Annotated in this window: 18 protein-coding genes; 13 read left to right on the top strand and 5 right to left on the bottom strand. The window is 70.1% G+C overall.

Annotation, left to right across the window (positions count from 1 at the left end):
* Positions 1-17 precede the first annotated feature (17 nt).
* From ACIRRY_RS21290 to ACIRRY_RS21250, 9 genes are all read left to right on the top strand, one after another.
* The gene (locus ACIRRY_RS21290; protein WP_403974927.1) at positions 18-992 is read left to right on the top strand and encodes an EamA family transporter; all 975 of its coding nucleotides are present in this window, start codon (positions 18-20) and stop codon (positions 990-992) included.
* A gap of 1696 nt (positions 993-2688) precedes the next feature.
* Positions 2689-3498 carry a TIGR03084 family metal-binding protein gene (locus ACIRRY_RS21285; RefSeq protein ID WP_403974924.1) on the top strand — a complete coding sequence of 270 codons (810 nt, stop codon included), beginning with the start codon at positions 2689-2691 and terminating at the stop codon, positions 3496-3498.
* Positions 3495-5216 carry an acyclic terpene utilization AtuA family protein gene (locus ACIRRY_RS21280; RefSeq protein ID WP_403974921.1) on the top strand — a complete coding sequence of 574 codons (1722 nt, stop codon included), beginning with the start codon at positions 3495-3497 and terminating at the stop codon, positions 5214-5216. The genes ACIRRY_RS21285 and ACIRRY_RS21280 overlap by 4 nt, the downstream gene beginning before the upstream one ends.
* Complete coding sequence (locus ACIRRY_RS21275) at positions 5213-6820, top strand: acyl-CoA carboxylase subunit beta (RefSeq protein WP_403974918.1); 1608 nt, start codon at positions 5213-5215, stop codon at positions 6818-6820. Before ACIRRY_RS21280 ends, ACIRRY_RS21275 begins: the two co-directional genes overlap by 4 nt.
* A gap of 8 nt (positions 6821-6828) precedes the next feature.
* Entirely contained in the window at positions 6829-8679 is a 1851-nt protein-coding gene (locus ACIRRY_RS21270) for an acetyl/propionyl/methylcrotonyl-CoA carboxylase subunit alpha (RefSeq protein WP_403974915.1), read from the top strand.
* 69 nt (positions 8680-8748) lie between these two features.
* The gene (locus ACIRRY_RS21265) at positions 8749-9879 is read left to right on the top strand and encodes an acyl-CoA dehydrogenase family protein (protein ID WP_403974913.1); all 1131 of its coding nucleotides are present in this window, start codon (positions 8749-8751) and stop codon (positions 9877-9879) included.
* A 37-nt stretch (positions 9880-9916) separates the two neighbouring features.
* Positions 9917-11494 carry a 4-coumarate--CoA ligase family protein gene (locus tag ACIRRY_RS21260; RefSeq protein WP_403974911.1) on the top strand — a complete coding sequence of 526 codons (1578 nt, stop codon included), beginning with the start codon at positions 9917-9919 and terminating at the stop codon, positions 11492-11494.
* Positions 11491-12225, top strand: coding sequence for an enoyl-CoA hydratase family protein (locus ACIRRY_RS21255; RefSeq protein WP_403974909.1), 735 nt, complete (start codon positions 11491-11493; stop codon positions 12223-12225). Before ACIRRY_RS21260 ends, ACIRRY_RS21255 begins: the two co-directional genes overlap by 4 nt.
* Complete coding sequence (locus tag ACIRRY_RS21250; protein WP_403974907.1) at positions 12213-12827, top strand: TetR/AcrR family transcriptional regulator; 615 nt, start codon at positions 12213-12215, stop codon at positions 12825-12827. The genes ACIRRY_RS21255 and ACIRRY_RS21250 overlap by 13 nt, the downstream gene beginning before the upstream one ends.
* A gap of 90 nt (positions 12828-12917) precedes the next feature.
* Here the strand turns inward: ACIRRY_RS21250 and ACIRRY_RS21245 are convergent, their stop codons facing one another.
* On the bottom strand, positions 12918-14024 hold the full coding sequence (locus tag ACIRRY_RS21245; RefSeq protein ID WP_403974905.1) for a citrate synthase 2: 1107 nt from the start codon (positions 14022-14024) through the stop codon (positions 12918-12920).
* Between the two features lie 154 nt (positions 14025-14178).
* Here ACIRRY_RS21245 and pdxH point away from each other — a divergent pair, with 154 nt between their 5' ends.
* Positions 14179-14883: a pyridoxamine 5'-phosphate oxidase gene (gene pdxH / locus ACIRRY_RS21240; RefSeq protein WP_403974903.1), complete on the top strand. Its 705-nt coding sequence runs from the start codon at positions 14179-14181 to the stop codon at positions 14881-14883.
* A gap of 313 nt (positions 14884-15196) precedes the next feature.
* Here pdxH and ACIRRY_RS21235 read toward each other — a convergent pair whose 3' ends face one another.
* A complete protein-coding gene (locus tag ACIRRY_RS21235) occupies positions 15197-15808 on the bottom strand; it encodes a nucleotidyltransferase family protein (protein WP_403974901.1) in 612 nt (203 codons plus the stop codon).
* A 152-nt stretch (positions 15809-15960) separates the two neighbouring features.
* On the opposite strand from ACIRRY_RS21235, the gene ACIRRY_RS21230 reads away from it, so the two are divergent.
* Entirely contained in the window at positions 15961-17382 is a 1422-nt protein-coding gene (locus ACIRRY_RS21230; protein WP_403974898.1) for a PAS domain-containing protein, read from the top strand.
* Positions 17383-17420: 38 nt separating this feature from the next.
* Here the strand turns inward: ACIRRY_RS21230 and ACIRRY_RS21225 are convergent, their stop codons facing one another.
* Positions 17421-18176 carry an SIS domain-containing protein gene (locus ACIRRY_RS21225; RefSeq protein WP_403974893.1) on the bottom strand — a complete coding sequence of 252 codons (756 nt, stop codon included), beginning with the start codon at positions 18174-18176 and terminating at the stop codon, positions 17421-17423.
* A gap of 227 nt (positions 18177-18403) precedes the next feature.
* On the opposite strand from ACIRRY_RS21225, the gene ACIRRY_RS21220 reads away from it, so the two are divergent.
* Together ACIRRY_RS21220 and ACIRRY_RS21215 are read left to right on the top strand one after the other, a co-directional pair.
* Positions 18404-19096, top strand: coding sequence for a metal-dependent transcriptional regulator (locus ACIRRY_RS21220; RefSeq protein WP_019057324.1), 693 nt, complete (start codon positions 18404-18406; stop codon positions 19094-19096).
* A 529-nt stretch (positions 19097-19625) separates the two neighbouring features.
* Positions 19626-20483, top strand: a complete 858-nt coding sequence (locus tag ACIRRY_RS21215; protein WP_403974891.1) for an alpha/beta fold hydrolase — start codon at positions 19626-19628, stop codon at positions 20481-20483.
* A gap of 139 nt (positions 20484-20622) precedes the next feature.
* Here ACIRRY_RS21215 and ACIRRY_RS21210 read toward each other — a convergent pair whose 3' ends face one another.
* The gene (locus ACIRRY_RS21210) at positions 20623-22230 is read right to left on the bottom strand and encodes a transporter (RefSeq protein WP_403974888.1); all 1608 of its coding nucleotides are present in this window, start codon (positions 22228-22230) and stop codon (positions 20623-20625) included.
* Entirely contained in the window at positions 22227-23000 is a 774-nt protein-coding gene (locus ACIRRY_RS21205; RefSeq protein WP_403974885.1) for an ABC transporter ATP-binding protein, read from the bottom strand. Before ACIRRY_RS21205 ends, ACIRRY_RS21210 begins: the two co-directional genes overlap by 4 nt.
* Positions 23001-23054 lie beyond the last annotated feature (54 nt).

Raw genomic sequence — 23054 nt, 5'->3', positions numbered from 1 at the left:
CCGAGTAGTGCATCGTGATGGACAAATCCCGAGCTGAGCCCCTTGGAAGCCCCGTGAGCATCCCCAGTACGACATCGGCGTCGACGTCGACCACCGCCCCCGTGGCCACTCCGGCCGCCGCCGCCCCGCGCCGTGCCGGTTCGCTCGGGCCGGTGGGTCTCGTGCTGGCCGGGGGTATCTCGGTGCAGTTCGGTGGTGCGCTGGCGGTGACGCTGATGCCCAGGGCGGGGTCGCTGGGTGTGGTGACGCTCCGACTGCTGGTGGCGGCGGTGGTTCTGCTCGTGGTCTGCCGCCCCAGCCTGCGCGGTCACTCGCGCGCGGACTGGGGCACGGTCGTCGCCTTCGGCGTCACGATGGCCGCGATGAACGGCCTCTTCTACCAGTCCCTGGCCCGCATTCCCCTGGGCCCGGCGGTGACGCTGGAGGTACTGGGCCCGCTCGCCCTCTCGGTCCTGACCTCCCGGCGCGCCCTGAACGCGGTGTGGGCGGGACTGGCTCTGGCAGGCGTCTTCCTCCTCGGCGGCGGAGGCTTCAGCAGCCTGGACCCCATAGGCGTAGCCTTCGCCCTGGGCGCCGGCGCCATGTGGGCCACGTACATCATCTTCAGCGCCCGCACAGGCCGCCGCTTCCCCCAGGCCGACGGTCTGGCGCTGGCGATGGTCGTGGCGGCGGTGGTGTTCCTGCCGCTCGGTATCGCGGAGTCGGGCACGAAACTCCTGAACCCCACGACGATCGCCCTCGGCTCGGCAGTAGCGGTCCTCTCCTCGGTCCTCCCCTACACCCTCGAACTCCTTGCCCTGCGCCGCCTCCCCGCCTCCACCTTCGCCATCCTCATGAGCCTGGAACCGGCCGTCGCGGCAACAGCGGGTTTCCTGATCCTCCACCAGGCGCTGTCCGTTCCTGAGGCCATGGCTATTGCGCTGGTCATCGCGGCGAGTATGGGGGCGGTGCGGACGCAGGTGGGGCGGGGGAAGGCGAAGGTCGAGGCGTAGGCGTTGCTGTGGCCGTCAGCTGTGGTGTGACTGTTGGGCCACTCGCTTCTTTGTGAGTGTCGGGATTGTGTGAGCCGAGTAAAGGGCGCTCCCTGCGGTCGCGTCGGCTGCGCCGATTTCGCTGCGCTCCACCCTTGACTCGGCTCACACAATCCCGTTTGAGAAGCGAGCGAGCGGCCCGGAGGAATGGGTGGCCGACCTGTGAATACCCTTGCCTGTACTGCGTTGTGGCCCGGTGTGGAGGGTGCGCGCTGGCGTCTCGCCTGCACGCCGGGTGGGCTTAGCGGCCAACGGTGAGTGGGGACTTCCGAGGTGGGAGGGGAGCAAGAAGATATTCCGGGCCTGCGGTGTGCGGGGACGCGTTTGCGTCTCGCCTGCACGCCGGGTCGGCTTGGCGGCCAACGCCCGGTGGGGGCTTCCGGGGCGGGAGGGGAGCAAGAAGATATTCCGGGCCTGCGGTGTGCGGGGACGCGTTTGCGTGTCGCCTGCACGCCGGGTGGGCTTGGCGGCCAACGCCCGGTGGGGGCTTCCGGGGCGGGACGAGAACGGGACGGCATTCGGGGCCTGCGGTGTGCGGGGACGCGTCTGCGTGTCGCCTGCACGCCGGGCGGGCGGTTTAGCGGCTGGCAGTGGGTGGGGGGGGGGCTTTCGTGCGAGATTCTGGTTCTGCGTGTGTGTAGGGGTGCGCTGGTGCCTTGCTGGTATGCCGGGTCGGCTTGGCGGCTTTCGCCTGGTGGGGACTTCCGTCGGAAGCCTCCGGGGCGGGCGGAAGCTTTCAGGTCGGCAGGGAGGTTCCAGGTCAGCCGGCCAGCCGGTCATGGTTTGCCGGTCATGGTCAGTCAGTTGGTCGGTTCTGGGGATGGCCCGGCCGGCGGCAGGTCCTCGTCTGCCGCTCGGCCTCCCTGTCGGGGTGTCGGTCCGCAGAAGGGTGACAGTCCGGGGAGGAGTGTCACGCTTCCCTGACTCGGTAGCCCCCGCCCCGGGTCTTCCGTCCTGCCCTGCCGACCTTGTCCTCTCTGGAAGCTGGGGTCTTTTCTAACCGGTCAAGATGCATGTGAGTGGTTAGTTTTACCCCCAGCCTCCAGCACCCACCCATCCCCTCCACCCGTCTCCCCTCACCGGCCGGTAGTCGCTGAGCCGGCCCGATGTGCAAGGCGGACCGTCGGTGCGCACCCTTGCGGGCCGCAGGTCCCGCGTCTCTTGTCTCGGAAGTCCCCACTCGCCGTTGGCCGCTGGGCCGGCCCGGCGTGCTGGCGAGACGCGAGTGCGCCCCTGCGCGTCGCAGGTCCGGAGTCTCATAGGGAAGTCCCTGCCGGGCGTTGGCCGCTGAGTCGGCCCGGCGTGCAGGCGAGACGGCAGCGCGAACCCTCCACACCGGCCCGCAACGCAGTACAGGCAAGGGCATTCACAGGTCGGCCACCCATTCCTCTGGGCTGCTCGCTCGCTTCTGGAACGGGGTGGAGCGGGTCGTGTCAAGGGTGGAGCGGAGCGGAATCGGCGTAGCCGACGCGACCGCAGGGAGCGCCCTTTACTCGGGCCGTGGAAGCCCGACACTGGCTGAGAAGCGAGTGGCCCAACGGTCACATCGCGACCCACGCCCACAGCAACTCCATCGACCAGCACCTCTCCACCCCCCACCCATTTGAATAATGCAAGCACGCTTGATTGTTTCTGGCGCCCCTGCCATGCTCCCCCCATGTCCGATCCGACGCGCGTGTTCGACGACCTGCGTGAGGAGAGCGAGGAACTCGACCGGCTTGTCGCCGAGTTGAGGCCGGAGGGCTGGGCCTTCGAGACGCCTGCTGCCCGATGGGCCGTCGCCCACCAGATCGCCCACCTGGCCTGGACCGACCACTCCGCGCTGCTCGCCGTGACGGACGAGGAAGCGTTCGGGGCGCTGGTCGAGAAGGCGCTCGCCGCTCCCGAGTCGTTTGTGGACGAGGGCGCGCAGGAGGGGGCCGCGAAACCGCCCGCCCGGCTCCTGGCGGACTGGCGGGCCGGGCGGAGGGCCCTGCTGGACGCCCTGTACGCCGCGCCCACAGGAACCCGTTTCCCCTGGTACGGCCCGCCCATGTCGGCCGCCTCGATGGCTACCGGTCGCCTCATGGAGACCTGGGCCCATGGGCAGGACGTCGCCGATGCGGTGGGTGTGGTCCGGCCGGCTACGGACCGGCTCCGGCATGTGGTGCGTATCGGCGTGCGCGCACGTGACTTCGCCTTCGGGGTGCATGGGCTGACTCCACCGAGTGAGGAGTTCCGTGTCGAACTCCGCGCTCCATCAGGCGAGTTGTGGACCTACGGCCCCGAAGCCGCCCCGCAGCGTGTCACCGCCCCCGCTCTCGACTTCTGCCTCCTCGTCACCCAGCGAGCCCACCGCACCGACCTCGCGGTGGAGGCGGTAGGCCCCGACGCCGACCGATGGCTCGACATCGCGCAGGCCTTCGCGGGACCACCCGGTACCGGACGCCCGCCGAAGCCGAAGCCGAAGGGAGGCGGCCCTCAGTGAGCCCGCACAGTGAATCCCGCCCCGCCCCGCTCCGCATCGGCAACGCTTCCGGCTTCTACGGCGACCGTTTCGACGCCCTCCGCGAGATGCTCACCGGCGGCCAACTGGACTTCCTCACCGGTGACTACCTCGCCGAGCTGACCATGCTCATCCTGGGCCGCGACCGGCTCAAGGACCCCGGCGCCGGATATGCGCGTACCTTCCTCAGGCAGCTGGAGGAGTGCCTCGGCCTCGCCGTCGAGCGCGGGGTGCGGATCGTCACCAACGCCGGGGGGCTGAACCCCGCCGGACTCGCCGATGCCGTAAGGGAGTTGGCCGGTCGGGTCGGGGTTCGCGTACGAGTCGCCCATGTCGAGGGGGACGATCTCGCCGGCCGGTATCCGGACGCCCTTGCCGCGCATGCCTATCTCGGTGGTTTCGGTATCGCCGCCTGTCTCGACGCGGGGGCCGACATCGTGGTCACCGGACGCGTCACCGATGCCGCCCTGGTGACGGGGCCCGCCGTCGCTCACTTCGGGTGGGGGGCCGACGACCACGACCGGCTCGCGGGGGCCGTGGTCGCCGGACATGTGCTGGAGTGCGGGACCCAGGCGACCGGAGGTAACTACGCCTTCTTCACCGAGCACACGCCGGAGAAGCTCCGCCGGCCCGGCTTTCCGCTGGCCGAGATCCATGAAGACGGCTCCTGCGTCATCACCAAACACCCCGGCACCGGGGGAGTCGTGGACGTCGGCACCGTCACCGCGCAGCTCCTCTACGAGACGCACGGTGCCCGGTACGCCGGTCCCGATGTCACCGCCCGCCTCGACACCGTCCGGCTTGCCGAGGACGGGCCCGACCGGGTCCGGATCGAGGGTGTGCGCGGAGAGGCTCCACCGCCGACCCTCAAGGTCGGGCTCAACCGGCTGGGGGGCTTCCGCAACGAGGTGACCTTCGTGCTCACGGGGCTCGACATCGAGCGCAAGGCCACTCTCGTCCGGGAACAGATGGAGGCCGCGTTCGGCGAGGGGAACGCCAAGTCGCGGCCCGGTGAACTCCGTTGGGATCTCGCCCGTACCGACCACGCGGATGCCTCCACCGAGGAGACCGCCAGCGCACTGCTGCGGCTCGTCGTGCGGGATCCCGATCAGGAGACCGTCGGTCGGGCGTTGAGCGCGGCCGCCGTCGAACTCGCACTCGCCAGTTACCCCGGCTTCCATGTGCTGACCCCACCTGGAAAGGGAGCGCCCTATGGCGTCTTCGATGATGTGTATGTCCCCCACAGTGCCGTCGACCATGTGGCCGTCCTCGATGACGGGCGCCGGGTTGCTGTGGCCCCGGCCCACGACACCCGCGTACTGGAAGACCTTCCACAGCCGTCCCTCCCCGAGCCTCCGCCGGACGGGCCCACGACGCGGGCGCCCCTTGGTCTGGTCGCCGGGGCCCGTAGCGGTGACAAGGGAGGGAACGCCAACGTGGGGGTGTGGGCGCGTACGGATGAGGCGTGGCGCTGGCTCGCCCATGCGCTGACCGTCGAGCGGTTCCGTCAACTTCTGCCGGAGACCGAGGAGTTGGCGGTGACGCGGCATGTGCTGCCCCATCTCCGTGCCCTCAACTTCGTCGTCGAGGGAATCCTCGGCGAGGGCGTCGCCGCCCAGCACCGTTTCGATCCGCAGGCCAAGGCCCTGGGCGAATGGCTGCGTTCCCGCCGACTGGACATACCGGAGGCCCTGCTGTGACCGTCCTCCCGACCGCCCTGGACACCAACGGTCCCGACTACACGGCCAACCGCGAGGCCATGCTCGCCAAGCTCACCGAGTTGGACGCCGAGCACGCCAAGGCCCTCGCGGGCGGCGGGCCCAAGTACGTCGAACGGCACCGCAAACGCGGCAAGTTGCTCGCCCGCGAGCGCATCGAACTGCTCATCGACCCCGACACGCCCTTCCTCGAACTGTCCCCGCTCGCCGCCTGGGGCAGCGCCTCCCCCGAGTACACAGTCGGCGCCTCGCTCGTCACCGGCATCGGGGTGGTGGAGGGTGTGGAGTGTCTGATCACCGCCAACGACCCCACCGTGCGCGGCGGGGCCAGTAATCCGTGGAGCCTGAAGAAGGCCCTGCGGGCGAACGACATCGCGCTCGCCAACCGGCTGCCCTGCATCAGCCTCGTGGAGTCAGGCGGTGCCGATCTGCCGTCCCAGAAGGAGATCTTCATCCCGGGCGGCGCCATCTTCCGCGACCTGACCCGCCTTTCTGCCGCCGGTATCCCCACGATCGCGGTCGTCTTCGGCAACTCGACCGCCGGTGGCGCGTACATCCCGGGTATGTCCGACCACGTGATCATGGTCAAGGAGCGGGCGAAAGTCTTCCTCGGCGGGCCGCCGCTCGTGAAGATGGCGACCGGCGAGGAGAGCGACGACGAGTCGCTCGGTGGCGCCGAGATGCACGCGCGCGTGTCGGGTCTCGCCGACCACTTCGCGGTCGACGAGCAGGACGCCCTGCGCCAGGCCCGCCGCGTCGTCGCCCGCCTCAACCACCGCAAGGCGTACGGCGATCCGGGCCCGGCGGCACCCCCCAAGTACGACGAGGACGAGCTGCTGGGCATCGTCCCGGGGGATCTCAAGACACCCTTCGACCCGCGCGAGGTCGTCGCCCGCCTCGTCGACGGCTCGGACTTCGACGAGTTCAAGCCCCTCTACGGCACGAGCCTGGTGACGGGCTGGGCCACCCTGCACGGCTATCCCGTCGGCATCCTCGCCAACGCCCAGGGGGTCCTCTTCAGCCAGGAGTCCCAAAAGGCCGCCCAGTTCATCCAGTTGGCCAACCAGCGCGACATCCCGCTCCTCTTCCTGCACAACACCACCGGCTACATGGTCGGCAAGGAGTACGAACAGGGCGGCATCATCAAGCACGGCGCGATGATGATCAACGCGGTGAGCAACAGCCGCGTACCGCACCTCTCCGTACTGATGGGCGCCTCGTACGGCGCCGGCCACTACGGCATGTGCGGACGCGCCTACGACCCCCGCTTCCTCTTCGCCTGGCCCAGCGCCAAGTCCGCCGTCATGGGCCCCCAGCAACTCGCCGGCGTCCTGTCGATCGTCGCCCGCCAGTCGGCCGTGGCCAAGGGGCAGCCCTACGACGACGACGCGGACGCCGCGCTGCGCGCCATGGTGGAGCAGCAGATCGAGTCCGAGTCACTGCCGATGTTCCTGTCGGGGCGGCTGTACGACGACGGTGTCATCGACCCGCGCGACACCCGCACCGTCCTCGGCGTGTGCCTGTCCGCCCTCCACACCGCGCCCTACGAGGGCGCGCGCGGTGGCTTCGGCGTCTTCCGGATGTGAGGGATCACGTGATTTCGACAGTACTGGTCGCCAACCGGGGCGAGATCGCCTGCCGGGTCTTCCGCACCTGCCGTGAGCTGGGCATCCGCACGGTCGCCGTGCACTCGGACGCCGACGCGAACGCGCTCCACACACGCGTGGCCGACGCGACGGTACGGCTGCCCGGAGCGACCCCCCAAGAGACCTACCTGCGCGGCGAGTTGATCGTGAAGGCGGCCGTCGCGGCGGGCGCCGACGCGGTGCACCCCGGCTACGGTTTCCTCTCCGAGAACGCCGACTTCGCCCGCGCCGTCCTGGCCGCCGGCCTGGTGTGGATCGGCCCGCCGCCCGAGGCGATCGAGGCGATGGCCTCCAAGACCCGCGCCAAGGAACTGATGGGCATCGCCTCCCTGGACCACGTCACCGAGTCCGACCTCCCCGTCCTGGTGAAAGCGGCGGCGGGCGGCGGCGGACGCGGCATGCGCGTCGTACGCCGACTCGCCGACCTGGAAGCCGAGTTGACGGCCGCCCGTGCCGAGGCCACCAGCGCCTTCGGCGACGGCGAGGTCTTCGTCGAGCCCTACGTGGAGGGCGGCCGCCACGTCGAGGTACAGATCCTCGCCGACACCCACGGCACGGTATGGGCCCTCGGCACCCGCGACTGTTCCCTCCAACGCCGCCACCAGAAGGTGATCGAGGAGTCCCCGGCACCGGGCCTGACCGAGGAACTCGCCGAGGAATTGCGCGAGTTGGCGATCCGCGCCGCCCGCGCCGTCGCCTACGAGGGCGCCGGAACGGTCGAGTTCCTGATCGCTCCCGACGGCAGGCCCCACTTCCTCGAAATGAACACCCGCCTCCAGGTCGAACACCCGGTCACGGAGGCCGTGTTCGGCATCGACCTGGTGGCCCTGCAACTGAGGGTCGCAGAAGGCCACCCCCTCGAAAGCAACCCTCCCCACCCCCACGGCCACGCCATCGAGGCCCGCCTCTACGCCGAGGACCCCGCGACCGACTGGACCCCCCAGACCGGCACCCTGCACCGCCTGTCCGTCCCGGCCGGCGTCCGCCTGGACACCGGCTACACCGACGGCGACGACATCGGCGTCCACTACGACCCGATGCTCGCCAAGGTCGTGGCCCACGCCCCCACCCGAGCGGAAGCCATCCGCAAACTGGCCGGAGTCCTCGACCGGGCGACGATCCACGGCCCCCTCACCAACCGCGCCCTCCTCGTCAACTCCCTGCGCCACAAGGAGTTCACGACCGCCCACATGGACACCGGCTTCTACGACCGCCACCTCCCCGAACTCACCGCCTCACCCCCCGACCCGCACGCCCCCCTCGCAGCCGCCCTGGCCGACACCCACAACCGCTCCCGCTTCGGCGGCGCCTGGCGCAACGTCCCGTCCCAGCCCCAGCTGAAGCGGTACGCGACGGGTGACACCGAGCACGAGGTCCAGTACAGCCACACGAGGGAGGGCCTGAGCGCGGACGGGGTACGAGTCGTCCACGCGGACGCGACTCTCGTCGTACTCGAAGTGGACGGCGTGCAGAGGAAGTTCGAGGTCGCAAGCTATGGCACCGACCAGGTGTACGTGAACACCACGACCCTGACCGTCCTACCCCGCTTCCCCGACCCGACAGCCCAACTGGCCCCCGGCTCCCTGCTGGCACCCATGCCGGGCACGGTGGTGAGAGTCGCGGAGGGCCTGACGGTAGGAGCTGCGGTGAGCGCCGGCCAACCCCTGATCTGGCTGGAGGCAATGAAGATGGAACACAAAATCTCGGCCCCGGTCACAGGCCGACTAACGGCCCTGCACGCCGTACCCGGCCAACAGGTACAGCTAGCCGCCCTATTGGCGGTAGTCCAGCCCACCTAAGGGGCGCGCGACTGTATCGATTTGCGGCTACCGCCGCGCGAGCGCGACCAGCCACAACGAGGGAGCCACATGCCCACAACCGAAACGACCGAACACAAAGCCCTACGTGAAGCCGTATCCGCCCTGGGCAAACGACACGGCCGCACCTACGACCGCGAGCAACTCTGGTCAGAGGCAGCCAAACTCGGCTACCTGGGCGTCAACCTCCCCGAGGAATACGGGGGAGGAGGCGGCGGCATCTCCGAACTCTCCATAGTCCTGGAGGAGTTGGGAGCGGCAGGATGCCCTCTCCTCATGATGGTCGTCTCCCCGGCAATCTGCGGCACGGTAATCGCCCGCTTCGGCACAGCAGAACAGAAACGTGACTGGCTCCCCGGAATCGCCGACGGCACCCGCACGATGGCCTTCGGCATCACCGAGCCGGACGCGGGGTCCAACAGCCACCGCATCACCACCACTGCCCGCCGGGACGGCACGGACTGGCTGCTCACCGGCCGCAAGGTCTTCATCTCCGGCGTGGACCTGGCAGACGCGACCCTCATAGTCGGCCGCACGGAAGACTCCCGCACAGGCCGCCTCAAGCCCTGCCTGTTCATCGTCCCGCGAGACGCAGCCGGCTTCACCCGACGCCAGATAGACATGGAACTCACGGCGGCGGAAAAGCAGTTCGAGCTGACGCTGGACGACGTACGCCTGCCCGCCGACGCACTCGTCGGCGACGAGGACGCGGGCCTGCTCCAACTCTTCGCCGGTCTCAACCCCGAACGCATCATGACCGCCGCCTTCGCGATCGGCATGGGCCGCTACGCGCTCTCCCGAGCGATCGAGTACGCGCGCGACCGCACCGTGTGGGACGCCCCCATCGGCGCCCACCAGGCGATCGCCCACCCCCTCGCGCAGGCGCACATCGACCTCGAACTCGCCCGCCTGATGATGCAGAAGGCGGCGTATCTGTACGACGCGGGCGACGACGTGGGCGCGGGCGAGGCCGCCAACATGGCCAAGTACGCGGCCGGCGAGGCCTGTGTGCGGGCCGTGGACCAGTCCGTGCACACCCTCGGCGGAAACGGCCTCACGCGTGAGTTCGGGCTCGCCTCGTTGATAACTGCCGCGCGTGTGGCTCGTATTGCTCCGGTGAGCCGGGAGATGATTCTCAACTACGTCTCTCACCAGACCCTGGGCCTGCCCAAGTCGTACTAGCGGCAGGCCCAAAGCCCGTGCCGTGCCAGGAGGAACCATGTTCCGCAGCGAGTACGCAGACGTTCCGGCCGTAGAACTCCCCATCCATGACGCGGTGTTGGCGAGGGCCGCCGAGTTCGGGGACGAGCCCGCGCTGGTCGACGGGACAGACGGCACCACCCTCACGTACTCCCAACTCGACGCGTTCCACCGGCGGATCGCGGCCGGGCTCGCGGACGCGGGTGTGCGCAAGGGGGACGTTCTCGCCCTGCACAGCCCCAACACGGTCGCGTTCCCGCTGGCGTTCTACGCCGCCACGCGCGCGGGTGCCTCCGTCACGACGGTGCACCCGCTGGCCACCCCGGAGGAGTTCGCCAAGCAGTTGCGGGACTCGGCGGCCCGCTGGATCGTCACGCTGTCCCCCCTCCTGAACGCGGCCCGCAGGGCGGTCGAACTCGCGGGCGGGGTCGAGGAGATATTCGTCTGCGACAGCGCGCCGGGGCACCGTTCACTGGCCGACATGCTCGGCTCCACGGACCCCGAGCCGGTGGTCGACATCGACCCGGTGACGGACGTAGCGGCCCTCCCGTACTCCTCGGGCACGACGGGCAGCCCCAAGGGCGTGATGCTCACACACAGTCAAATAGCCACGAACCTGGCCCAGTTGGAGCCCGCGGTCCCCACCGGCCCAGGCGACCGCATCCTGGCCGTACTGCCGTTCTTCCACATCTACGGCCTCACGGCCCTGATGAACGCGCCCCTGCGAAAGGGCGCCGCGGTGGTGGTCCTGCCGCGCTTCGAGCTGGAGACCTTCCTCGCGGCCATCGAGAACCACCGCATCACCGGCCTCTACGTCGCCCCGCCGATCGTCCTGGCCCTCGCCAAACACCCCGCGGTCGCGCAGTACGACCTCTCGTCGCTGAAGTACATCATCAGCGCCGCGGCCCCCCTCGACGCGAACCTCGCCGCCGCCTGCTCACAACGCCTGGGCCTGCCGCCCGTGGGCCAGGCGTACGGCATGACGGAACTGTCCCCGGGCACCCACGTCGTACCCGTACGGGACATGTCCACCGCGCCTCCCGGGACCGTCGGCAAACTCATCGCCGGCACCGAGATGCGGGTCGTCGCCCTGGAGGACCCGGACAAGGACCTGGGCAGTGGCGAGCCGGGCGAACTCCTCATCCGCGGCCCGCAGGTGATGAAGGGCTACCTGGGCCGCCCCGACGACACGGCCGCGATGATCGACGGCGACGGCTGGCTGCACACCGGGGACGTCGGCTATGTGGACGACGGCGGCTGGACGTTCGTCGTCGACCGGGTCAAGGAACTCATCAAGTACAAGGGCTTCCAGGTGGCCCCCGCCGAACTGGAGGCCCTCCTGCTCACCCACCCGGACATCGCCGACGCGGCGGTCGTCGGCGAGTACAACGACGACAACAACGAGGTCCCGCACGCGTACGTGGTCCGCCAACAGACCGCCGTGGACCTCCCGGAACTGACGGAAGGAGAGGTCATGATGTACGTCGCCGAGCGCGTCGCCCCCTACAAACGCGTCCGCCGGGTCACCTTCATCGACGCCGTCCCACGAGCCGCCTCCGGGAAGATCCTGCGCCGGGAACTGCGGGGCCGCTCATGACGTCGATCGGTCGGGCACGCGCGCGTGGCATCGAGACCCTGAGCCTGGACTCACCGGCCACGCGGAACGCGCTGTCGGCGTCCCTGGTGGCCGAGTTGGCGCACGCGCTGACGGAGTGCGGGAAGGACGCCGACGTACGGGCGGTCGTCCTCACCCACACCGGCAACACGTTCTGCGCGGGCGCGGACCTGCGGGACCCGCCGCCCCCGGAGGCGCTGGTGGCCCTGCTCCGCCTGCTCGTGGACGTCCCCAAGCCGGTGGTCGCGAGGGTGACGGGCCACGTACGGGCGGGCGGCCTCGGCCTCCTCGCGGCCTGCGACATCGCGGCGGCGTCCCTGGAGTCGACCTTCGCGTTCACGGAGGTGCGGATCGGCGTCGCCCCCGCGGTGATCTCCCTCCCGCTGCTGCCCCGCACGGACCCGAGAGCCCTGGCCCGCTACTACCTCACCGGCGAACGCTTCGACGCGACGGAGGCGACCCGCGCAGGCCTGCTGACGACGGCGGCAGCGGACGTAGATGAGGCCCTCGCACCGATCCTCGACGGCCTGCGCCGATCCGCTCCCGAGGCCCTGGCCGAGACGAAACGGCTGCTCACGGCTAGGGTGCTGGAGACCTTCGACCGGGACGCGGCCGACCTGACCGCGCTCTCGGCACGGCTGTTCGCCTCCGCGCAGGCCCGCGAGGGGATGACGGCCTTCCTCGAACGACGGGACCCGGTGTGGGTGGTGTGAGCGCGACGACGGCGCCGGGCGCGGTCGACCGCAGACCCAAGCAGGACCGCAGCCGGGCCACCCGGCAACGCCTCCTGGAAGCCGCCGTGTCCTGCCTCGCCGAACACGGCTGGGCAGGCTCCACGGTCTCCGTCGTGGCCGAACGCGCCGGCGTCTCCCGAGGCGCCGCCCAACACCACTTCCCGACCCGCGAGGACCTCTTCACGGCAGCCGTCGAGTACGTCGCCGAAGAACGCTCCACGGCCCTCCGCGCCCTGTTCCCGGACGGCGCCGAAGACCGCCGCGTAGTGGTGGAGGCCCTGGTCGACCTCTACACGGGCCCCCTCTTCCGCGCCGCCCTCCACCTCTGGGTGGCCGCCTCCAACGAGGACCAACTCCGGCCCCGGGTGACGGAGTTGGAGGCCAAGGTAGGCCGAGAGACCCATCGAATCGCCGTAGATCTACTGGGTGCGGACGAGTCGAGGCCGGGGGTACGCGAAACGGTCCAGGGCCTCCTGGACATGGCGAGGGGCCTGGGTCTGGCGAACCTGCTCACGGACGACAGGGGGCGCAGGGGGAGAGTGGTCGCCCAATGGACAAGGCTCGTGGACGAGGCTTTTTAGGGGCGCGGGGCCGTGTCGATTTGCGGCTCCGCCGCGTGGGCGCGACCAGCCACCCGCACCCGCACCCGCCCACGCACCTCAAGCCCCACTTCAATGGGCGATATCCCCAAACCCCTCAATCGCCTCAGGCCCCCGAACCGCGGGCCCCACATACCGAGCGGACGGCCGCACCAACCGCCCCGTCCGCTTCTGCTCAAGAATGTGCGCCGACCACCCGGCGGTCCGCGCACACGTGAACATCGACGTGAACATGTGCGCCGGCACCTCCGCGAAGTCGAGCACGATCGCCGCCCAGAACTCGACGTTGGTCGCCAGCACCCGGTCGGGACGACGAGCGTGCAACTCCGCGAGCGCCGCCTTCTCCAACGCCTCGGCGATCTCGAACCGCGGCGCCCCCAACTCCCGCGCCGTACGCCGCAGTACACGAGCCCGAGGATCCTCGGCCCGATACACCCGGTGCCCGAACCCCATCAACCGCTCACCCTTGTCGAGCGCCTGCCGGACATACGCCTCCGCGTCCCCGGTCCGCTCGATCTCCTCGATCATCCCGAGCACCCGGGACGGCGCACCACCATGCAACGGCCCCGACATCGCCCCCACGGCCCCCGACAGCGCCGCGGCGACATCCGCCCCGGTCGACGCGATGACCCGTGCCGTGAACGTCGACGCGTTCATGCCGTGCTCGGCAGCAGACGTCCAGTACGCGTCGACGGCGGCGACATGCTTGGGATCGGGCTCACCGCGCCACCGGATCATGAACCGCTCGACAACGGACTGCGCCTTGTCGATCTCCCGCTGCGGCACCATCGCGTTGCCCTGCCCGCGCGCGGACTGGGCGACGTAGGACAGCGCCATGACGGCCGCGCGGGCGAGGTCGTCGCGGGCCTGCTCCTCGTCGATGTCGAGGAGGGGCTTGAGGCCCCACACGGGCGCGAGCATGGCCAGCGCGGACTGTACGTCGACGCGGATGTCACCGGAGTGCACCGGGATCGGGAACGGCTCGGCGGGCGGCAGCCCGGGGTTGAAGGCGCCGTCGACGAGCAGCCCCCAGACGTTGCCGAACGAGACATGACCGACCAGGTCCTCGATGTCGACGCCCCGGTACCGCAGAGCGCCGCCTTCCTTGTCCGGTTCGGCGATCTCCGTCTCGAACGCGACGACTCCTTCGAGTCCAGGTACAAAGCCGGGGTCGGACATCAGGCGGCTCCTCATGCTGTGGCTCCGCGGTCGCGCGGGACTCGCGGGCCGAAGATAGAGACATCAGCACCATAACGCCGAGTGCCACCCAGGGGGAGAGTCCGCGGCACTCAGTGCCACCTGAACTCGTGGCCACGGGCGTCCGTACGGCAAGATGACCGCCGTGACCGACCGCGATGCCACCGACCGTGAGCCCATCGACCGCGATCCCCGCTTCGACCCCGCCGCGATGCGCAGGCAGTACCGCGTGGCGGGCGTCGACGAGAACGACCTGGCAGCCGGCCCCATGGCGCAGTTCGGCCGCTGGTTCGAGGAGGCGGCGCTCCAGGACCTGGTCTACGAGCCGAACGCGATGGTCGTCTCCACCGCCGACGCCGACGGCCGCCCCAGTTCCCGCACGGTCCTCATGAAGCACTACGACGAGCAGGGCTTCGTCTTCTACACGAACTACGACTCCCGCAAGGCCCGCGAACTCGCCGCGAACCCCCATGTCTCGCTGCTCTTCCCCTGGCACCCGATGGCCCGCCAGGTCCTGGTCACCGGCATCGCCCGCCGCACCGGCCGCGACGAGACGGCCGCGTACTTCCGCACCCGCCCGCACGGCTCGCAACTCGGAGCCTGGGCCAGCACGCAGTCCTCGGTGATCGGCTCACGGGCCGAACTGGAGTCGTCGTACGAGGAGTTGCTCGCCCGCTATCCCGAGGGCGAACAGGTCCCGGTCCCGCCCCACTGGGGCGGCTTCCGCGTCGCGCCCCGGACGGTCGAGTTCTGGCAGGGCCGGGAGAACCGCCTCCACGACCGTCTCCGCTACACCGCCGAGCAGGACGGCAGCTGGCGCGTGGACCGGCTGAGCCCATAGGTCCCCGGAAACGCAGGCGACCCGCGAGCTCAGGTCCCTCCGCCTGACGGCGGGGGAGCCGGCCGGACGTACCGGCGAGCTCGCGGGTCGGGTGACTGCGTTGGGTTAGGCCGGTTGCGCGCAACTCGCACACGCTGGTCCGGCGCCGAACCGAGTACGACGGCGGGCCACTAGCCCGCAGTCACCTCTTCCGTCCGGTTTCCATACATCTGCCGAACCACCTCCTTTCCGAAGTACTCGCCACCCTAAGAACCTCCCGCCGACGGATCAACCGTTTTTAACGAGACCTGAACTCGCCGGACGGACCTGTGGCTCACGTCGCGGCCGGCGTGGGCCACGGCAGGACCGTCAGTTCCGGCCAGGTCTCCCGCCAGCGGGCCGTCTTCGTCTCGTAGACCTCTCGTGGTGCCAGGACCGGGTTCGGTCGTACGACGAGGCCGAAGACGTCGGACAGGCCGTGCGGGGCGTACACGCGCCAACTGCCGTCCTCCTTCAGGCGTACGGCCAGGCAGCAGGTCGTCGCCGCGAAGGAGTCGATCGCGGCCTCTACGGAGTCGTACGGCGGGCACGGGGTGCCGAATTTCTCCTCGTACCAGAGGTGAACGCGGGCCTCGTTGCGGATCTCCACCTCGGCGGGCAGGCCCGCGTACGCTTCGCGGCCTGCCCGGATCGCCTTGTCCTCGGCCTCCCAGGACAGGTCGGTGGCGTCGTGGTAGAAGACGTCGTAGTCCTTGATGCCGTGGGTCGGGGGACGGTCCGTGACCGTGTTCCAGATGGTTTGGAAGAGGCAGCCCGCGGTCAGGTACCAGTTCGGGAGATCGAGGGCCGCTGTGCGGTCGAGGATCTCCAGGAGAGTCTCGTTGCGGGACAGCGTCGTGCGCAGCGCGGGGAGTTGTTCGTCGAGCGGGAGGCGGGCGGCGGACATCAGGCGAGTGTGCCGGTGTCGAGTCGGTGTCGTACAACGATTCCCTCAATCTTGCGGGAACTCGGTGTGTGCTGCGTCACGTTCGAGTTGAATGAGGGGGAGTGAGTGAACCGACGCGTCGTGTCCGCGGACGCAGCCTGCAGGGGGTCCAGGTGAGTGCTTCCCGGCGTAGTGGGACCACGGACGAGTTGGGTCCCGACGAGCCCGAGCGGGACGGCGGGCCCGAGGGTGTCGGTGGGTCGGATCTGTTGGCCGCGTTGCTGGACGGCATGGACGCGGCACTGTGTGCCTTCGACGCGGACGGGGTCGTGACCCACTGGAACCGCGAGGCGGAGCGCATCCTGGGCTGGACCGCGGCCGAGGCCGTCGGACGGCACGGGCTGGCCGGGTGGGCCGTACGCCGTGCGGACGCCGAGGAGGTCGAGGGGCGGCTCATGTCCGCCATGCAGGCGCCCGGTCGGCAGGTCAATGAGTTCGCCCTTCTTACGAAGGACGGTGGACGGGTGCTCGTGCGGACCCAGTCCGCCGCCGTGCGCGGGCCGGACGGGAAGCCCGCCGGCGTCTACTGCGCCTTCAGTGAGGTGCATGCCCAGATCGACCTGGAGCGGTCGATCGCCCTGAGCGAGGCGCTGTTCGAGGACGCCTCCTGGGGGGTCGTGCTCGTCGATGCCGACCTGCGGCCCGCCGTCGTCAACTCGCATGCCGCCCGCGCGCTCGGCACCGGCCGCACCTCCGTCCTCGGCCGCCCCCTCGGCGAACTGCTCGCCCAGGGCGTCGAGGAACTGGAGGCCGCGCTCACGCACGTCCTCGCCGAGGGCGCACCGCCCGCGCCCGCCGAGATCTGGGTGAGCGTACGGACGCCGGAGGGCAACCTGCGGCGCTGCTGGCGCAGCGGCTTCCTGCGGCTGGCCTCGCCGCTCACCGAGGAACCGGTGCCGCTCGGCGTCGGCTGGCTCTTCCAGGACGTCACCGAGGCCAAGCAGATCGAGCAGGAGGCCTCGCTGCTGCGCTTCCGCGCCCAGCAACTGCACCGCGCCGCCCGCGCCGCCGCCGAGTGCGAGGACCCGCGCGACGCGGCGACCGTCCACCTCGACTTCGCCCTCGCCGGCTTCGCCGACCACGCCTTGGTCGACCGGGTCGCGGGAGGATCGTTGAACGATGCCGACGGCGGCGGGGGACGGACTACGGCCGTACGACTCGTCCGGGTCGCCGCCACTCCCACGGGCGCCCCCGGTCCCAGCCTGCTCACCGGCGCCGCCGGGCTGCCCGTGCGCTACGGAGAGGGCCATCCCGCCCTCCAGTGCGTCGAACGCATCGGCTCCGTGCGGGCCAGCATCGGCAGCGTCCCGCCCGAACAGGCCCGCGAGTGGGCCCGGGTCCGGCAGTGGCCCACGGACTCCGTGCACGCCCTGTGCGCGGTGCTGCGCAGCCGGGGACGGACCCTGGGCGTCGTGACGTTCCTACGGGGCGCGGGGCGCAGCCAGTTCGAACGGTCCGACTCGATCTACGCCGAGGACGTGGCCGTACGGATCGCGGCGGCGCTGGATCTGGCGGGGGCGACGGGCGAGAAGTGAGCCACTACGGGGATGCCGATCAGTAACCGGGACGCCGCTCAGTACTGGTAGAAGATCCGGTCCCGGTACTCCTCGAAGACCCGGCCGTTCCACTCGTGGCCGCCGTCCACGTTCCCGGAGCGCAGCAGCGGCGGCTCGATACCGCGCTCGGCCAGGGTCGCGGCGGCCGTCGCCATGACCGCCTGGAGGAGGGCCGCGGTGACGACCGTGGAGGCGGGGGCGAAGGGGGCCGGGATCGTGTCGAGGGTGAGTTCCGCGTCGCCGATCGCGATCTTCGAGTCGAGGACGACATCGCAGTGGTCCTTGAGGTACGTCCCGGAGACGTGCCGTGACGTCGTCTCCGAGGCGTACGCCACCGAGGTCACGCCGATGACCCGGACGCCGAGGGAGCGGGCCTTCATGGCCATCTCGACGGGCAGGGCGTTGCGTCCGGACAGCGAGATGATCACCAGGGCGTCGCCGGAGCGCAGCGGTGACGTCTCCAGGACGACGCTCGCGAGGCCGTCGACGCGCTCCAGGGCGGAGCCCAGCGTGGCAGGCATGACGTCGACGCCGACGACTCCGGGGACGGCGAGCAGGTTCATCAGAGCGAGTCCGCCCGCGCGGTAGACGACGTCCTGCGCGGCGAGCGAGGAGTGCCCGGCACCGAAGGCGAAGAGACGTCCGCCGTCGGCCACCGTGTCCGCGAGGAGCGTGCCGGCCGCCCGGACGGGCTCGGCCTCTTCGTCGCGGACCCGCTGGAGAAGGGTGATCGCGGCGTCGAAGAACTGGCCGGACGGCGTACGGTCGCTCATGCGGAAGTCCCCTCGGTGAGTTTGTGTCGCGGATCACCGTGCGGTCTGGACCAAGGGGATGTCAATACGGCGACAGCACGTCTGCGGGGGCCGCGGCGAGCGGCCGTAACCGGCTGGTTTCAGCGGCGCGGCACGGTTGTCAGTGGTATGCGTCAGAATTGAGTCCAGGGCCAGCGCACGCGCCGCGGAGCCGTCGAGCTTCGGGCAGAGGTAATCGAGGGGCACGTATGTCCGGACTGATCGACACCACGGAGATGTATCTCCGCACCATCCTCGAGCTGGAGGAGGAAGGTGTGGTCCCCATGCGCGCCCGCATCGCCGAGCGGCTCGACCAGAGCGGGCCCACGGTGAGCCAGACGGTGGCACGCATGGAGCGCGACGGCCTGGTGGCCGTGGCCAGCGACCGCCACCTGGAGCTGACCGACGAGGGCCGCAGGCTCGCGACACGTGTGATGCGCAAGCACCGGCTCGCCGAGTGTCTGCTCGTCGACGTGATCGGCCTGGAATGGGAGCAGGTGCACGCCGAGGCCTGCCGCTGGGAGCACGTGATGAGCGAGGCCGTGGAGCGCCGCGTCCTGGAGCTGCTGCGCCACCCCACGGAGTCGCCGTACGGCAATCCGATCCCCGGGCTCGAGGAGCTGGGCGAGAAGGACGGGGCCGACCCGTTCCTCGACGAGGGCATGGTCTCGCTGGCCGACCTCGACCCGGGTGTCGACGGCAAGACGGTCGTCGTACGCCGGATCGGCGAGCCCATCCAGACGGACGCGCAGCTCATGTACACGCTGCGCCGGGCGGGCGTGCAGCCCGGTTCGGTGGTGAGCGTCACGGAGTCGGCCGGCGGGGTGCTGGTGGGCAGCGGCGGTGAGGCGGCCGAGCTGGAGTCGGAGATCGCCTCGCATGTGTTCGTCGCCAAGCGCTGATCTCCTCTTTTCTCCGGCAGGTCGTCAACTCGTGGGGAGCGAGGGGTAGTTGTGGCGTTCCCCGGGGCTGGTCGACGATCTCGGCTAATCCAAGATTCAGTGCGCTGAATCGCAGCGCTCGGGCGCTGCGCGTGCCAGGCTGTCGCGTGAGGCATATGACCGTGAGGGGGCGGGAGGATGTGCCGCAGTCGTGGAGAGGGCCCCGGCGCCGTGCGGCGCCGGGGCCTGTCCTCCCCTGTGCTGACCCGGAGCCCCGAGCTCTCAAGGTCATCCCCTTCGGACCGGTTTCCCCGAGCGGTCCGCCTCCCGCTGAAGATCTCCCCTCGGCAGCGGCGATCATTCCTTGAGCCGGGTCACTCGAACGAGGGGTGTTGCGGCGCGAGACAGCATTTTCGAATCTGTATTCGATAACCTGTGGATGATGAAACGCACGGGGCGTGACCTGTAGGAAGAGACGAGCAAGAGAAGAGACAGCAGAAAGAACGAACGGCACAAGCGGCAGAGCGTGGCTAGGGGGGTGCCAGGACCAATGGCGCGGCGCATCGACGTGACCGGAGCAGGCGGCGTACGCCTGGCCGCATGGGAGTTCGCGGACCCGCCCAAGTCGGGGGAGATCGAGCGGGCACCCGGAGTTCTCTTACTGCACGGCCTGATGGGCCGTGCCTCGCACTGGGCGTCCACCGCCCGCTGGCTCTCCGAACGGCACCGCGCCGTCGCACTCGACCAGCGCGGCCACGGCCAGAGCGACAAGCCGCCGCAGGCGGCCTTCACCCGCGAGGCCTACGTCGAGGACGCGGAGGCGGCGCTGGAGCAGCTGGGGCTCGCCCCGGTCGTTCTCATCGGGCACGCCATGGGCGCGCTCACCGCGTGGCAGCTCGCGGCGAAGCGGCCCGATCTGGTGCGGGGGTTGATCATCCTGGACATGCGGGCGTCCGCGCTGGGGGCGGCCTCGCAGCGGGAGTGGGCCGACTGGTTCAAGTCCTGGCCCGTGCCCTTCGCCACGCTCGCGGATGTCCGTAAGTGGTTCGGCGAGGACGATCCGTGGGTGGAGCGGCCCAATCCCTCCCGGGGAGAGTTCTACGCCGAGGTCATGCACGAGTCTCCCGACGGGTGGCGGCCGGTGTTCGAGCCGGAGCAGATGCTGAAGTCTCGGGAGACGTGGGTGTACGACGCGCACTGGGAGGAGCTTGCTCAGGTTCAGTGTCCTGCGCTCGTGGTGCGGGGACTGGATGGGGAGTTGGGGCGGGCGGAGGCGCAGGAGATGGTGCGGGTGTTGCCTCGGGGGGAGTATGCGGAGGTTGTGGATGCGGGGCATCTGGTGCACTACGACCAGCCGTCGGCTTGGCGGGCGGCTATCGAGCCGTTTCTTGACGGGGTGCTGGTGTGACGTGGGCGCCTAGGGGGGTGGGGGGTTCTGTTGTGGGGCGAGTGCGGGTGCGTTGTGGCTGGTCGCGCCCACGCGGCGGAGCCGCACATTGATACAGTCCCGCGCCCCTTAGGGAATCACCCTGCCCCGAGTTGAAAAGTCACCCTTTGCTGACCGCCGCCAGGATCTCCGGCAACCGCCTTGCCGTCCCAGGTGCTGCCAGCCGCAGCCCCGCGTAAGTGATCGCCGCCCCGTACCCCGCCCCCACCGGCAGCAGCACCCAGCTCCACTCATCGCCCTCCGCGCTGACGTTCGCCCAGATGGTGAGGGCGATGACGGGGGCGCAGAGGAGGGCCGCTGAGATCATGCCGCCGAAGATGGAGATCCAGGCGAGGCCGGCCTGGCCGGGGGCGACGTTCTTGTGGGTGCCCTGGGGGATGGAGTAGGGGAAGCGGGCCGAGGTCCAGGCGCCGGTCGCGAGCATCGCGCCGAGGAGGGCGAAGGAGAGGCCGAGGACCTCGGGGAGCTTGGGCCAGTCGCCGAGCATCGCGGTCGTCAGGACGGTCACGAGGGCCGCGTACGGCAGGGTGATCACCAGCAACGCCAGTGCGCGGGCCCGGAGTTCGACGTAGGCGTCCCGAGTCGTGGAGATCGTCATCGCGACCATCCAGAACGCGGACGTGTCCTGGCCGAACTGGTTGTACATCTGGATGCCGAGCATCCCGGCGGCGAAGCACGCGAAGTAGACCGAGCCGGTGCCCTGCAACGCGTTGAACACCGGGACGATCAGGCCGATCGCCAGCGAAGTCACCCACGCCGCCTTGGTCTTGGGGTCGCGCCAGATGTAGCGCAGGCTGCGTTCCATGACCGTTCCGGTGCGGCCGGAGGGAAGGAGGCGGGCCAGGCCGCCGGTGGACGCCCTGTCCTTCGCGGCCGGTTCGGCGGACTGGAGGGTGGAGCCGTCGGGTGAGGTCATCAACTGGGTGAGGCTGCGCGACCAGAGGATCAGCAGGGCCGCCAAAGCGCCTGCGGACAGTGCGAGTTGGGTGACCGCCAGGCCGTAGGAACCCTTGCTCATCGAGTCCACCGCGCCGACCGCCGACGCCGGCGGCACCCAGCGCAACACCTCGGCCGCCGGGTCGAGTTGGGCCAGCCCGGACGAACCCAGGCGCTGTGCGCCGAAGTTGACCAACTGCGCCCCGACCGCGATCACCAGCCCGCTCAGCACCGCCAGGTCCCGGCCCTTCCTGCTGGTCAGCAGGCGGATGTTGGCGGTGGCGACGGCCCGCGCGAGGGCCACACAGATCAGCAGGGCGAGCAGCAGCGCCGGGACCGCCGTGATGTACGCGGCGGCGCCGTGCGCGACCGCGATCACCGACCCGAGCAGCAGCACCAGCGTGAACAGCGGCCCGATGCCGACCAGCGAGGCCGTCAGCAACGCCCGTACGAGAGCCCGGGGTTGCAGCGGCAGCATCACCAGGCGGGTGGGGTCGAGGGTCTCGTCGCCGGACGGGAAGAACAGCGGCATCACCGCCCAGCCCAACCCCAGTACCGCCACCAGGAGCACCACCACGGAGACCGCGTGCGCCTCCCCGCGCAGGGAGATCAGCCCGAGCAACTGGAGCGCCGCGAAGAGCAGTGCCACGACCGCCGACGCGACGTAGGCGGCCCGCCGGCCACCGGACTGCCGTAGACCATTGCGCAACAACGACAGCTTCAGCCGTACGACGACGGGGGTGATCGAGGCCGGGGGCGTGGTGGCGCTCATCGGGTACCGCCGCCCAGCCAGTCGAGGTCCGAGCTGTGGTCGCGGGCACCGGCGCCGACGAGTTCGAGGAACGCCTGCTGGAGTGTGGGGGATTCACCGCGGACCTCGGCGAGGGTGCCCTGGGCGCGGATGCGGCCGGCGGCCATCACGGCGACCCAGTCGCAGAGCGACTCGACGAGTTCCATGATGTGGGAGGAGAAGACGACGGTGGCGCCGGAGGCGGTGTAGCGCTCCAGGACGCCCCGGATGGTCTGCGCGGAGACCGGGTCGACGCCCTCGAACGGCTCGTCCAGGAACAGGACTTCGGGATTGTGGAGGAGAGCGGCGGCGAGCCCGATCTTCTTGCGCATACCGGTCGAGTAGTCGACGACGAGCTTGTGCTGGGCCCCGGCCAGGTCGAGCACGTCCAGCAACTGCGTGGCCCGCTTGTCGACCTCGCCCCCGGGCAGCCCCCGCAACCGCCCGCTGTACCCGAGGAGTTCACGCCCCGACAGCCGCTCGAACAGTCGCAGACCTTCGGGCAACACCCCGATCCGCGCCTTCACGGCCACCGGATCCGCCCACACGTCGCGCCCGACCACCTCGACGGTCCCCTGATCGGGCCGCAGCAACCCGGTCACCATGGAGAGAGTCGTGGTCTTCCCGGCTCCGTTCGGCCCGACCAGCCCGATGAACTTGCCCGAGGGCAACTCCAGATCGATCCCGGCAACAGCGATCTGCTGCCCAAATCGCTTCCAGAGCCCGTGCACGCGTACGGCGGCTGACGTCATACCTTGCACCCTACGGTCAGGGGTCGCGCCTAAGGGGCGCGAGGAACCGCGCGA

The organism is Streptomyces sp. NPDC101776, from assembly GCF_044766845.1.
GTDB lineage: Bacteria > Actinomycetota > Actinomycetes > Streptomycetales > Streptomycetaceae > Streptomyces.
The sequence above is the reverse complement of the archived record's forward strand: the minus strand, read 5'-3'. Positions and strand labels throughout refer to the sequence as shown.